The organism is Rhizobium sp. PEPV16, assembly GCF_008919455.1.
GTDB classification, from domain to species: Bacteria; Pseudomonadota; Alphaproteobacteria; order Rhizobiales; family Rhizobiaceae; genus Rhizobium; species Rhizobium leguminosarum_Q.
Genome location: NZ_VSZV01000356.1, coordinates 354,665 through 367,525 on the forward strand (window position 1 = coordinate 354,665; position 12,861 = coordinate 367,525).

A 12,861-nucleotide genomic window follows, 5' to 3' on the forward strand; every position below is an offset into this window, starting at 1 on the left:
GCTGGTTCTCAGGTCAGCTTTGTCCTGACCGCGGGACTGAACGTCGCGAGGCACAGGAGTTCGAACAGGACCTGGGCGGCGATCTGCGCGGTGTTGGTGGTGTTGTCGTATTGCGGCGCGATTTCCACGACGTCGCCGCCGACGAGGTTGATGCCCTTGAAGCCGCGCAGCAGGGTCAGGGCCTCTCTCGGCTGAAGCCCGCCGACTTCCGGCGTGCCGGTTCCCGGCGCGAAGGCCGGATCGAGGCTGTCCACGTCGAAACTGAGATAGGTCGGACCGGCGCCGACAACCTCCAGAGCCTTTGCGATCACGGCCTTGAGCCCCATCTCCGCCACCTCCTCCGCGTGAATGACGGTCATGCCGGAGGCAAAGGAGAACTCCCAGAGATATTCGCCGCCGCCGCGGATACCGATCTGGATCGTACGCTTCGGATCGAGCACGCCCGCCAGAACCGCCTCGCGGAAGGGCGCGCCGTGATGGAACTTCGAGCCCTCATAGGGGCCGGCGGTGTCGCAATGAGCGTCGATGTGGATCATGCCTACCGGCTGGCTGGCCGCCAGGCCCTTGAGGATGGCGCCGGAGATCGAATGGTCGCCGCCGACCGACAGCGGGATGACCCCGGTTGCCGCGATCATCCGGTAGCAGGCCTCGATGTCGGCATGGCACTCGGCCAGGCCGAACCGGCTGCGCATCGGCACGTCGCCGACATCGGCGACCGTTAGCCCTCCCATCGGCGCGACACGCAGAACATGTTCGTAGGGACCGATACGCTCGACCGCCCGGACGGCCCGCGGCCCCAGCCGTGCGCCGGCGCGATTGGTGACGCCGAGGTCCATCGGCACGCCGATCAGAGCCACGTCAAGCGCCTCAAGCACCTCGGACCGCAAGCCGTTCTCGATGAAACAGGCGTCCAGAAAGGTCGCAGGGTCGGCGAAGGGCCATTTGCGGCTGTCGCCGTCCTTGAATACGCTCGCCGCCACGGCGCGGAAGTGCGGATCTTCCATCTCCCCGCCTGCAGCGCTGCCGAAGCGCTTTCTCAAGTCTTCCAGAAAATCCCGGTCAATGGTCAAGGCAGGCTCCCACGGTATTGATGCTGCCATCATCATCAGCGCCGCACGCTTCTCTTGGAACCGCGAAAATTCGAGAGGGGATATAACGATTCTTGATAGCTTGGATCTGCCGAGGCTCCGCGATGCGGGTGGTGCGTCCATCGGTATGTTCAGAAAACTTTATAACCCGGCGAGAATTTTCGAGATCTGCGTGAGGCCGGAAAGCGTCGAGATATCCGGCGCTCCGGGTGCCGGAGCCATGCCCGGACGCGTTGCCGACGTCGTGACATTCGGTGCCTTCAGGCATCTCGTTCTGGACCTCGCCAGTGGCGACCGCATAATTTCGGCTTGCCCGAACCGCCCAGACATAGCCTTCGCTCGTGGGCAGGAGATCAGCGTTTCCATTCCGCCCGAGGCATGGTTCTGTTCGCGCGATAAGCTGGCATTGACGTGGCGCAGCTTGTATTGCGCCCGGCTAAGGATCGCCAGTTGCGGGAAGAACATGGTTCGTCCAGTATCCGCTTAGAGGCAGAGAGGCCCTCGGCTCTCGAGCGCCACAAAGTATGGAATGCGGCTTCTGATGCTTGATCTTGATTCCTATCTGCTTCGTGCATTTCTGACCGTCGCGGAGATCGGCACCGTCAATGGGGCAGCCGTCAAGCTGAACAGAACGCAGGCGGCTGTGAGCATGCAGATCCGCAAGCTGGAGGAGCTTGTCGGCGTTACGCTGTTTTCGCGTTCGTCAAGAGGCCTCGAGTTGACGAGCCATGGGCAGATCATGCTGGCTTATGCCCGTGAAATGGTCGCCCTCAGCGACGAGGTCGGGAAAAGACTGACAGGCAAGATGATCGAGGACCGCATTCGCCTCGGCGTCGTTGAGGACTTCGCAGCCGGCCACCTGATCGACATTCTTAGTGCCTTCAGAGCCCAGAACCCCAAGGTCGAGATCGACATCATCGTCGAGCCGAATCGCCGCCTCGCCAAACTGTTTGAAGACAGGAAGCTGGATCTCGTGGTTTGCGACATCACCTGCCTCTCGCGAAAACCGACCCTGATCTGGACCGAATATTTGATGTGGACGGTCAGATCCGACTTCGTGGTGGATGCGGAAAAACCGCTTCCCATCATTATGTTCGAGGAGGAGTGTCCCTGGACGCTCCCGACGATCGCGGCGTTGTCCCAGCGGAACGTCAAATGGAAGACGGCGTGCGTCGCATCGACGCTGGTCGCCATGGCGACCGCTGTTCGCGTCGGTATCGGTATCGCGCCAATGATGCTCACCACGAAACCGGAGGGCTGCCGGACACTTGACAGATCGGCAGATCTGCCCGGTCCGGTGCGCATCGAAATCGGTCTCTATGCTCAGTCCGAGACGGCCGAAGGCGCGCGCTACCTTGTGGACTTCATTTCGCGGCATACGGCCATATTGTCCAGCTAGAGCATGATGCCGAAAAGCGTGATCGGTTTTCGGACGACATCATGCTCCAACTCTTTAATGTAGAACAGGATTCAGACTTTAGGCCGACCGGACCTAAAATCTGAATCCTGTTCTAGGAGCGTTCAGCTTCCATTATATCGGGTCAATTTAATTCGCTCTACCGGACTGGCGAGCGAAGCCCCACAGTGATCCATGAAGGGTCGACGGCCCAATCTCAAGCATTCATGGAAGTCTGCGAATACGATGATCGGGCAAGCCAAAGTTGACGAAACTCTCCGCGCGGCTGCCACCTATCTGCCCGGCCAGGTCGCAAACCTCACGAGGGGAGCGAGCGTGACGGCGCAAACCAACGAAATACTGGAGCGCATCGATGACATGCTGCTGCGCGAAGGTACCGACAAGTCAGAGATCATTCTCGCCAACATCTGGCTCAGGGACCTTGCCTCATTCGAGGAAATGAACAGAGCCTGGGATGCTTGGATGCCGGAGAGCGGAACGCCACGGCGGGCGACGTTTGAGGACAAGAATCTCCCGCCGATGTGCGCCATCCGCATTGACATAGCCGCGTCGCGAAAGAGTGGGGCCGGGCACATTTGAGCCGCCTGCGTTCGGCATCATGCTCTAAAGCGCGTCGCGATCTTTCAGATTCGCTCCTCGCGCTTTAGGTCTTTGATTTTACGCATGTCGTTGTCGCAAAACCGCTGCACACTTTTGCGCGACATGCTTAAGGCCGGATGACGCAGACATTGGCCTCGTAGGCGCAGGGATCGTCCTGCACTGCAATATCGATGACCGTTGCCTTCGGGGCCAGCGGCTCAAGCCGCGCGGGAGGATAGAAGCCATAGCGCTCGCCGCCGACATAGGTTCCGCCATCGGCCTGATAGACGTAAGACGTACCAGCATAGGTGTCGCCGCCGTCACTCTGCGCCTGGGGTACGACGACGATGATATTGTTGCGGGTGACGCGATTGGTCGCCGGCGAGGAAAACTGTTTCAGGAACGGCATCCGTTCTTTGCGGTTCCGATATCGATGGGCATTGTCGAAACGGATGCCGCGATTGCGCCAGTTCACACGTTCGCCGAGAAGCAGTCCGCCATGAAAAGCGTGGCGGTGGTCGGAAAAGCGACGATCATGACGGCGGTCGCCGGCTTCGGCGGGAAGTGCAGCAAGCACGGACAGGGCAAGCAGGGCGACTGCGGACAGACTGCGAAACATGGGTGGCCGGCCTCCGGAATTCCGATCCCTAACAAATCGTTAACGCCAGATTGCGCCAAAAGCCGGAGCTTGTCCATTCAGCTCGGACAACCGGCACAAAATTTGAGCGGAAAAGACCAGTTTCTTTAGCCTGCAAACTTCCCGGTAACGCGAATCGATTAAATTAAAAGCAGACAGCGATTGTGCTTGTCGTCGGCGTTCCCGGTGATTAAACGTCGCAATTGATGCAACGCACACAGAGAATTTTGTCATTCGTGTGGTTGACTGAGCATGCTCCGAAATCCGGGAGCGCAGAGAAGCCGCCGCGAGGTTCTGATGGCGAACGTGACAAATAACCGGCCCCTATCGCCGCATCTGCAAATCTACAAACCTATTCCTACCATGGTCATGTCCATCGTTCACCGCATTACCGGTAGCGCGCTTTACGTCGGCACGCTGCTCGTCGCCTGGTGGCTGATCGCGGCGGCAAGCGGCCAGGGCACCTATGACTGGGCCAACTGGGTGCTCGGCAGCCTTCTCGGCAAGCTCGTGCTTCTCGGCTATACCTGGGCGCTGCTGCACCATATGCTCGGCGGCTTCCGCCACTTCATGTGGGATCTCGGCTATGGCTTCGGGAAAGAGTTCTCGACCAAGCTCGCCATCGCCAACATCATCGGGTCGCTCTGTCTGACCGTGCTGGTCTGGGTGATCGGCTTCCTCATTCGCTTCTGAAGGTCCTCTCATGGATATGCGCACCCCCCTCGGCAAGGTTCGCGGGCTCGGCTCCGCCAAGGACGGCACGGATCATTTCTGGCGCCAGCGGCTGACGGCCGTCGCCAATGTTCCGCTCATCCTCTTCTTCGTCATCTTCATGCTCGCCTATGCCGGCGCGCCCTATGCGGATGTGGTCCGCGCGCTGTCGAACCCCTTCGTCGCGGTCGTCATGGGCCTGATGGTGATTTCCGGCGTCATCCACATGAGGCTCGGCATGCAGGTCATCATCGAGGACTACGTGCATGGCGAATTCGGCAAGGTCGCTCTGCTGATGCTGAACACGTTCTTTGCGATCCTGATCGCCAGCCTCTGTCTCTTCGCCATTCTGAAAATCGCATTCGTAGGATAAGCTGATATGGCACCGACTTCACCCGCCCAGAACGGCAAAGCCTACAAGTATGTCGATCATTCCTACGACGTGATCGTCGTCGGCGCCGGCGGCGCCGGCCTGCGCGCCACGCTCGGCATGGCCGAGCAGGGTTTCCGCACGGCCTGCATCACCAAGGTATTCCCGACCCGCTCGCATACGGTCGCGGCCCAGGGCGGCATCGCCGCCTCGCTGCGCAACATGACGCCGGACAGCTGGCAATGGCACCTCTACGATACCGTCAAGGGTTCCGACTGGCTCGGCGACGTCGACGCCATGCAGTATCTCACGATGGAAGCGCCGAAGGCGGTTTATGAGCTCGAGCATTACGGCGTGCCGTTCTCGCGCAACGAGGAAGGCAAGATCTATCAGCGCCCGTTCGGCGGCCACATGCAGAATTATGGCGAAGGCCCGCCGGTCCAGCGCACCTGCGCCGTTGCCGACCGTACCGGCCACGCTATCCTCCATACGCTCTACGGCCAATCGTTGCGCAACAATGCCGAATTCTTCATCGAATATTTCGCGCTCGACCTGATCATGTCGGAAGACGGCAGCCGCTGCATCGGCGTCGTTGCCTGGTGCCTCGATGACGGCACGATCCATCGCTTCGCCGCCAAGATGGTGGTGCTGGCAACCGGCGGCTACGGCCGCGCCTATTTCTCGGCAACGTCTGCCCATACCTGCACCGGCGACGGCGGCGGCATGGTGGCGCGCGCCGGCCTGCCGCTGCAGGACATGGAATTCGTCCAGTTCCATCCGACCGGCATCTACGGTTCGGGCTGTCTGATCACCGAGGGCGCGCGCGGCGAAGGCGGTTACCTCGTCAACTCCGAGGGCGAGCGCTTCATGGAACGTTACGCCCCTTCGGCCAAGGATCTTGCCTCGCGCGACGTCGTTTCGCGCTGCATGACGCTGGAAATCCGCGAAGGCCGCGGTGTCGGCAAGGCGAAGGACCACATTTTCCTGCATCTCAATCATCTCGATCCGGCCGTTCTGCATGAACGCCTGCCGGGGATTTCCGAGAGCGCCAAGATTTTCGCAGGCGTCGACGTCACGCGCGAACCGATCCCGGTTCTGCCGACCGTTCACTATAATATGGGCGGTATTCCCACGAATTATTGGGGCGAAGTGCTGAACGCCGACGGTGCCAACCCGGAACGGATCATTCCCGGCCTGATGGCAGTCGGCGAAGCCGGCTGTGCCTCGGTGCACGGCGCCAACCGCCTCGGCTCCAACTCGCTGATCGACCTCGTGGTCTTCGGCCGCGCCGCTGCGATCCGCGCCGGCGAGGTGATCGACCGCGCAGCGCCGATCCCGCATCTCAACGTCGCCGCCTGCGACAAGATCATGGACCGTTTCGACGGCCTGCGTCACGCCAGCGGCGGCACGCCGACGGCGGAACTGCGCGAGAAGATGCAGCGCGCCATGCAGGAAGACGCCGCCGTCTTCCGCACCCAGGAATCGCTGGAATCCGGTTGCCGGCGCATCTCGGCAATCTGGGGCGAGATGAAGGACATCAAGGTCACCGACCGCTCGATGATCTGGAACTCGGACCTGGTTGAGACGCTGGAGCTGCAGAACCTGATGGCCAACGCCATCACGACGATCTACGGCGCCGAGGCCCGCAAGGAGAGCCGCGGTTCGCATGCACGCGAGGATTATACCGAGGGTGCATTCGCCGGCCGCGACGACGTCAACTGGCGCAAACACACGCTCGCCTGGGTCAACGAGGCCGGCGACGTCAAGCTCGACTACCGGCCGGTTCACACCGAGCTCATTGCCGAAGGCATCGATCCGCATAAGATCGAGCCGAAGGCTCGCGTGTACTGATCTCAAGAGGAACCGGACATGGTTGAACTCGCTCTCCCCAAGAATTCTCAGATGCGCGAAGGCAAGGTCTGGCCGAAGCCGGCGGGTGCCAAGAACACCCGTGAATTCCGCGTCTATCGCTGGAGCCCGGATGACGGTCAGAACCCGTCGATCGACACCTTCTACATCGATGTCGACGATTGCGGGCCGATGGTGCTCGACGGTCTGCTCTACATCAAGAACAAGATCGATCCGACGCTGACGCTGCGCCGTTCCTGTCGCGAGGGCATCTGCGGCTCCTGCGCGATGAATATCGACGGCACGAACACGCTCGCCTGCACCAAGGGCCTCGACGATATCAAGGGCGCGGTGAAGATCTATCCGCTGCCGCATCTGCCCGTCGTCAAGGATCTGGTTCCCGACCTCACCAATTTCTATGCCCAGCATCGTTCGATCGAGCCATGGCTGAAGACGGTGTCGCCGGCGCCGGCCAAGGAATGGAAGCAGAGCCACGAGGACCGGCAGAAGCTCGACGGCCTCTATGAGTGCATCCTTTGCGCCTGCTGCTCGACCTCCTGTCCGAGCTACTGGTGGAACGGCGACCGCTATCTCGGTCCGGCCGTTCTGCTGCAGGCCTATCGCTGGCTAATCGATTCCAGAGACGAGGCGACCGGCGAGCGCCTTGACAATCTCGAGGACCCGTTCCGCCTCTATCGCTGCCACACGATCATGAACTGTGCGCAGACCTGCCCGAAGGGCCTCAATCCGGCCAAGGCGATCGCCGAAATCAAGAAGATGATGGTCGAGCGCCGGGTTTGATCAGCCTCGGTACCGATGGCGGAAGAGACGGCTTCGATCCCGAAGCCGTCACCGGGATCAGGTCGCGGCTTACCTCGGTGCGCGAACAGGGCCTCCGCATCGGTCCCGGTGCAATCCTTCTGCAGGATGCACCTGAGCGCTATTCCGAGACATTGCGCGCGTTCGACAGGGATCCTGACAGAGATGAACGCGCATAACACCTTGCTGACAAATTCTATGTGCAGGAAGTTTTGCAGCGGGACAGTTGAACTGTATCGTTTTTCGGTTAGTTGTTGTCACGGGCAATTTATGCCGCCCGACTTGATTAACCAAAGCGAATTACGATAATCGGACTTGTCTCACGCCCGTTTCTCTACGGCAATGGCCGAATTCAGGAGTATGATGATGCAGTTGCGATATGCGATGACAGGTCTGGTGGTGGTTCTGTCGCTAGCCGGTTGTCAGCGTACGGCATATGATTACAGCTCCAGTGCCGGCCCGGCGCCGTTGACGGCACAGCCGGTGCCCTCGGTGCAGGGCGGGCAGCTTCCGCCGCCGACCGGCAGCTCGCAGTTTCCGGCCGCGCCGACGACGACGGCGCCGATGCCGGGCGCTCAGCCCGGCGCAATGGCCGCGAATGCGCTCGATATCACCAAGGAATCGATGGTCGGAAGCTGGCGTGTCAACGGTAGCTGCGACATGTTCCTGACGCTGACCAATCTCGGCAGCGGTTCGCGCGGCGGAACGCGTGGCTGCGTCGGCGAGCTGACGGCGATGGGCTCCTGGGAGGTCGCCGGCAAACAGGTGCTGCTCAAGGACCGCTCGGGCAACCAGCTCGGCAGCGTCTACAAGACGGCCGACAACCGCTTTGAGGGACAGACGAGCACAGGTCAGTCGATCAGTCTCAGCCGGTAAATGTTCCGGCGGGTCTGCGCCGTTGACTGACAGGCGGATATGCCCTCATGCAACCAATGCCGGATTATGCGCTCAGCGTCTGCGAACAGCTTAAAGCGCTGACCGCATCGGGCGCGCTCCAGGTCGATTCCGCTCAGATGGACGTGGCAAAGAGCCTCGACCGGGTGCTTGCCGGTCTGAAGCAGCGGCGGCCGGCGGCAAAGTCGAGCGCGCTCGGTTGGCTGTTTGCCGCCAAGAAGAAATCCGCCGACGGCATCAAGGGGCTTTACATCCACGGCAGCGTCGGGCGCGGCAAGACCATGCTGATGGACATGTTCTTCGCCATGGCTCCGTGCCGGAAGAAACGCCGGGCGCATTTCCACGAATTCATGGCGGATGTGCATAACCGCATCGCGGCGCACCGGCTGAAGCTCAAGAACGGCGAGACGAAGCAGGCCGATCCGATGCCGCCGGTCGCCGCAGCGCTCTACGACGAAGCAGAACTGCTCTGCTTCGACGAGTTCACCGTCACCGACATCGCCGATGCGATGATCCTGTCGCGGCTGTTTACCGAGCTTTTCGCGCGCGGATGCGTGCTGGTCGCAACCTCGAACGTCGAGCCTGACAATCTCTACCGGGATGGCCTCAATCGCGGCCTCTTCCTGCCCTTCGTCACCTTGCTCAAGCAGCATGTCGATATCGTCACCCTGGATTCGCCGACCGACTACCGGATGGGGAAGCTGAACAGCCAGCCGGTCTATCTGGTGCCGATCAACGAGCATAATGATATGGCGATGGATGCGTCCTGGACGCAGGCGCTGCATGGGCGCAAGGCGCAGCCGCTGGATATTCCGATGAAGGGGCGCCACATCCATGTGCCGCTCGCCGTCGACCGCATGGCGCGGTTCTCTTTCGCCGATCTCTGCGAAAAGCCGCTCGGGGCGGTCGACTTCCTGGCGATCGCCGAACGTTTCGATACGGTCTTCGTCGATCACATTCCCTTGCTCGGGCCGGAAAAGCGGAACCAGATCAAGCGTTTCATCATTCTGGTCGCTACGTTTTACGATCATGCCGTGCGGCTTTACATTTCCGCGGCGGCCATGCCGGAGGAACTGCTGCTGCATCGCCGGGGCACCGAGGGCTTCGAATTCGACCGCACGGCATCGCGCCTGTTCGAGATGCGCAGTGCGGAATATCTTGCGCTGCACCATGAAAAACGCGCCGCAGAGTAACAATTTGGTGACAGAATATCTTACGTTTACGTAAGATTTTTTGTATCTAAACGATTGAAAACGCTGCATCAAAATTAATGGATTGCCATTTTTGGGCTTTGGGTCTATGCGATTGCGTCATTGGGCGGTGCCTTGCGCGTCCGTTCGACGAATTTGATCGCAAAGGAAACAGCGAAAATGGCGCGTAACAAGATCGCACTCATTGGTTCTGGCATGATTGGTGGCACGCTGGCGCACCTCGCCGGCCTGAAGGAACTGGGCGACATCGTTCTCTTCGACATCGCGGACGGCATTCCCCAGGGCAAGGGTCTCGATATTTCCCAGTCGTCGCCGGTCGAAGGCTTCGACGTCAATCTGACAGGCGCCAGCGACTATTCCGCGATCGAAGGCGCTGACGTCTGCATCGTCACGGCGGGCGTCGCCCGCAAGCCCGGCATGAGCCGCGACGATCTTCTCGGCATCAACCTCAAGGTCATGGAGCAGGTCGGCGCCGGCATCAAGAAATATGCCCCCAACGCCTTCGTGATCTGCATCACCAATCCGCTCGACGCCATGGTCTGGGCGCTGCAGAAGTTTTCCGGCCTCCCCGCCAACAAGGTCGTCGGCATGGCCGGCGTTCTCGACTCCTCGCGCTTCCGTCTTTTCCTCGCCAAGGAATTCAACGTGTCCGTCCAGGACGTCACGGCCTTCGTTCTCGGCGGCCACGGCGACACGATGGTGCCGCTCGCCCGTTATTCGACGGTTGGCGGCATTCCGCTCACCGATCTCGTCACCATGGGCTGGGTCACCAAGGAGCGCCTCGAAGAGATCATCCAGCGCACCCGTGATGGCGGCGCGGAAATCGTCGGCCTGCTGAAGACCGGCTCGGCCTATTACGCCCCGGCCGCCTCGGCGATCGAGATGGCCGAATCCTACCTCAAGGACAAGAAGCGGGTCCTGCCCTGCGCAGCCCACCTCTCCGGTCAGTACGGCGTCAAGGACATGTATGTCGGCGTTCCCACCGTCATCGGCGCCGGCGGCGTCGAGCGCATCATCGAGATCGACCTCAACAAGACCGAGAAGGAAGCCTTCGACAAGTCCGTCGGCGCCGTCGCCGGTCTCTGCGAAGCCTGCATCAATATCGCGCCTGCCCTCAAGTAGTCGATGGGCTGAAGTAATCGAAACAGGGATACACCCATGAACATTCATGAATATCAGGCCAAGGCTCTGCTGAAGGGTTATGGCGCGCCGGTTGCCGAAGGTGTGGCTATTCTCAAGGTTGAAGAAGCCGAGGCCGCCGCCAAGTCGCTTCCCGGTCCGCTTTACGTGGTCAAGAGCCAGATCCATGCCGGCGGCCGCGGCAAGGGCAAGTTCAAGGAACTGTCGCCGGAAGCCAAGGGCGGCGTGCGTCTCGCCAAGTCGATCGACGAAGTCGTCGCCCATGCCAAGGAAATGCTGGGCAACACGCTGGTGACGGCGCAGACGGGCGAAGCCGGCAAGCAGGTCAACCGGCTTTACATCGAAGACGGCGCGGACATCGCTCGCGAGCTCTATTGCTCGCTGCTGGTCGACCGCTCGGTCGGTCGCGTGGCTTTCGTGGTCTCCACCGAAGGCGGCATGGACATCGAAGCTGTCGCCCACGACACGCCTGAGAAGATCCAGACGATCGCCATCGATCCGCAAGCCGGCGTGACGGCTGCCGACGTTGCTGCGATCTCCAAGGCTTTTGAGCTCGAGGGTGCTGCCGCCGAAGATGCCAAGACGCTTTTCCCGATGCTCTACAAGGCCTTCGGCGAGAAGGACATGGCTCTGCTGGAGATCAATCCGCTGATCGTCATGAAGGACGGCCACCTGCGCGTCCTCGATGCCAAGATGTCTTTCGATGGCAATGCGCTCTTCCGTCACGACGACGTCAAGGCGCTGCGCGACGAGACCGAAGAAGACGCCAAGGAAATCGAGGCCTCGAAGTGGGACCTCGCCTATGTCGCTCTCGACGGCAACATCGGCTGCATGGTCAATGGTGCAGGCCTTGCCATGGCGACGATGGACATCATCAAGCTTTACGGCAAGGAGCCGGCTAACTTCTGCGACGTCGGCGGCGGCGCCGGCAAGGAGAAGGTTGCTGCAGCTTTCAAGATCATCACCGCAGACCCCAAGGTCGAAGGCATTCTCGTCAACATCTTCGGCGGCATCATGAAGTGCGACGTCATTGCCGAGGGCGTGATTGCCGCGGTCAAGGAAGTTGGCCTCAAGGTTCCGCTCGTGGTGCGCCTTGAGGGCACCAATGTCGAGCTCGGTAAGAAGATCCTGAACGAGTCGGGTCTGGCGATCACGGCGGCTGACGACTTGGACGATGCGGCCAAGAAGATCGTCGCGGCGGTCAACGGCTAATTTTGAAGGATCTGAAAGAATGTCTATTCTCGTCAATAAAGACACCAAGATCCTCGTTCAGGGTCTGACCGGCAAGACCGGCACGTTCCACACCGAACAGGCGCTTGCCTACTACGGCACCCAGATGGTCGGTGGTATCCACCCGAAGAAGGGTGGCGAAACCTGGACCGGCGCAAAGGGCGAAAGCCTGCCGATCTTCGCTACCGTTGCCGAGGGCAAGGAAAAGACCGGCGCCGACGCGTCTGTCATCTATGTTCCGCCGGCAGGAGCCGCCGATGCTATCATCGAAGCTATCGACGCCGAGATCCCGTTCATCACGTGCATCACCGAAGGTATCCCGGTCCTGGATATGGTTCGCGTCAAGGCTCGCCTCGAGCGTTCCACGTCGCGCCTGCTCGGGCCGAACTGCCCAGGCATCATGACGCCGGAAGAATGCAAGATCGGCATCATGCCGGGCTCGATCTTCCGCAAGGGTTCCGTCGGTATCGTTTCCCGTTCGGGTACGCTGACCTATGAAGCCGTCTTCCAGACCTCCAATGAAGGTCTCGGCCAGACGACGGCTGTCGGCATCGGCGGCGATCCGGTCAAGGGCACCGAGTTCATCGACGTCCTGGAAATGTTCCTGGCCGACGAAGCCACCCAGTCGATCATCATGATCGGCGAAATCGGCGGTGCGGCTGAAGAAGACGCAGCCCAGTTCCTCAAGGACGAAGCCAAGAAGGGCCGCAAGAAGCCGATGGCTGGCTTCATTGCCGGCCGTACGGCGCCGAAGGGCCGCACCATGGGCCATGCCGGCGCTGTGGTTTCCGGTGGCAAGGGCGATGCGGAATCGAAGATCGCGGCGATGGAATCGGCAGGCATCAAGGTGTCGCCCTCTCCGGCCCGCCTCGGCAAGACGCTGGTTGAAGTCCTCAAGGGCTAAGCCACCTATATAG

At 60.8% G+C, this 12,861-nt stretch carries 13 protein-coding genes and 1 pseudogene; 12 read left to right on the top strand and 2 right to left on the bottom strand.

Features of this window, described 5'->3' with window-relative positions; all coding sequences use genetic code 11:
* Nucleotides 1-8 precede the first annotated feature (8 nt).
* Nucleotides 9-1,070 carry an agmatinase gene (speB, locus tag FY112_RS36135; RefSeq protein ID WP_179039174.1) on the bottom strand — a complete coding sequence of 354 codons (1,062 nt, stop codon included), beginning with the start codon at nucleotides 1,068-1,070 and terminating at the stop codon, nucleotides 9-11.
* Between the two features lie 181 nt (nucleotides 1,071-1,251).
* On the opposite strand from speB, the pseudogene FY112_RS36140 reads away from it, so the two are divergent.
* The 3 genes and pseudogenes from FY112_RS36140 to FY112_RS36150 form a co-directional block, all read left to right on the top strand.
* Nucleotides 1,252-1,487: pseudogene (locus FY112_RS36140) on the top strand (TOBE domain-containing protein); the annotation flags it as partial.
* Between the two features lie 130 nt (nucleotides 1,488-1,617).
* The gene (locus tag FY112_RS36145; RefSeq protein WP_172426319.1) at nucleotides 1,618-2,487 is read left to right on the top strand and encodes a LysR family transcriptional regulator; all 870 of its coding nucleotides are present in this window, start codon (nucleotides 1,618-1,620) and stop codon (nucleotides 2,485-2,487) included.
* Between the two features lie 243 nt (nucleotides 2,488-2,730).
* Nucleotides 2,731-3,084 carry a RidA family protein gene (locus FY112_RS36150; RefSeq protein WP_131628296.1) on the top strand — a complete coding sequence of 118 codons (354 nt, stop codon included), beginning with the start codon at nucleotides 2,731-2,733 and terminating at the stop codon, nucleotides 3,082-3,084.
* Between the two features lie 127 nt (nucleotides 3,085-3,211).
* On the opposite strand, the gene FY112_RS36155 is transcribed toward FY112_RS36150, so the two are convergent.
* Nucleotides 3,212-3,703: a hypothetical protein gene (locus FY112_RS36155; RefSeq protein WP_151520464.1), complete on the bottom strand. Its 492-nt coding sequence runs from the start codon at nucleotides 3,701-3,703 to the stop codon at nucleotides 3,212-3,214.
* Between the two features lie 315 nt (nucleotides 3,704-4,018).
* Here FY112_RS36155 and sdhC point away from each other — a divergent pair, with 315 nt between their 5' ends.
* From sdhC to sucD, 9 genes are all read left to right on the top strand, one after another.
* Nucleotides 4,019-4,414 carry a succinate dehydrogenase, cytochrome b556 subunit gene (gene sdhC, locus FY112_RS36160; protein WP_151520465.1) on the top strand — a complete coding sequence of 132 codons (396 nt, stop codon included), beginning with the start codon at nucleotides 4,019-4,021 and terminating at the stop codon, nucleotides 4,412-4,414.
* 10 nt (nucleotides 4,415-4,424) lie between these two features.
* On the top strand, nucleotides 4,425-4,805 hold the full coding sequence (gene sdhD / locus FY112_RS36165; RefSeq protein ID WP_131628299.1) for a succinate dehydrogenase, hydrophobic membrane anchor protein: 381 nt from the start codon (nucleotides 4,425-4,427) through the stop codon (nucleotides 4,803-4,805).
* Nucleotides 4,806-4,811: 6 nt separating this feature from the next.
* Complete coding sequence (gene sdhA / locus FY112_RS36170; RefSeq protein WP_151520466.1) at nucleotides 4,812-6,653, top strand: succinate dehydrogenase flavoprotein subunit; 1,842 nt, start codon at nucleotides 4,812-4,814, stop codon at nucleotides 6,651-6,653.
* A gap of 18 nt (nucleotides 6,654-6,671) precedes the next feature.
* Nucleotides 6,672-7,451 (top strand): succinate dehydrogenase iron-sulfur subunit, encoded by a 780-nt coding sequence (locus FY112_RS36175; protein WP_003567268.1) that lies wholly within the window; start codon nucleotides 6,672-6,674, stop codon nucleotides 7,449-7,451.
* Nucleotides 7,452-7,835: 384 nt separating this feature from the next.
* Entirely contained in the window at nucleotides 7,836-8,345 is a 510-nt protein-coding gene (locus FY112_RS36185; protein ID WP_151520468.1) for a protease inhibitor Inh/omp19 family protein, read from the top strand.
* Between the two features lie 47 nt (nucleotides 8,346-8,392).
* A complete protein-coding gene (gene zapE / locus FY112_RS36190; protein WP_151520469.1) occupies nucleotides 8,393-9,556 on the top strand; it encodes a cell division protein ZapE in 1,164 nt (387 codons plus the stop codon).
* Between the two features lie 177 nt (nucleotides 9,557-9,733).
* Nucleotides 9,734-10,696, top strand: coding sequence for a malate dehydrogenase (mdh, locus tag FY112_RS36195; RefSeq protein ID WP_003543522.1), 963 nt, complete (start codon nucleotides 9,734-9,736; stop codon nucleotides 10,694-10,696).
* A gap of 36 nt (nucleotides 10,697-10,732) precedes the next feature.
* The gene (sucC, locus tag FY112_RS36200; protein ID WP_151520470.1) at nucleotides 10,733-11,926 is read left to right on the top strand and encodes an ADP-forming succinate--CoA ligase subunit beta; all 1,194 of its coding nucleotides are present in this window, start codon (nucleotides 10,733-10,735) and stop codon (nucleotides 11,924-11,926) included.
* A gap of 19 nt (nucleotides 11,927-11,945) precedes the next feature.
* Nucleotides 11,946-12,848: a succinate--CoA ligase subunit alpha gene (gene sucD / locus FY112_RS36205; RefSeq protein WP_151520471.1), complete on the top strand. Its 903-nt coding sequence runs from the start codon at nucleotides 11,946-11,948 to the stop codon at nucleotides 12,846-12,848.
* Nucleotides 12,849-12,861: the final 13 nt, after the last annotated feature.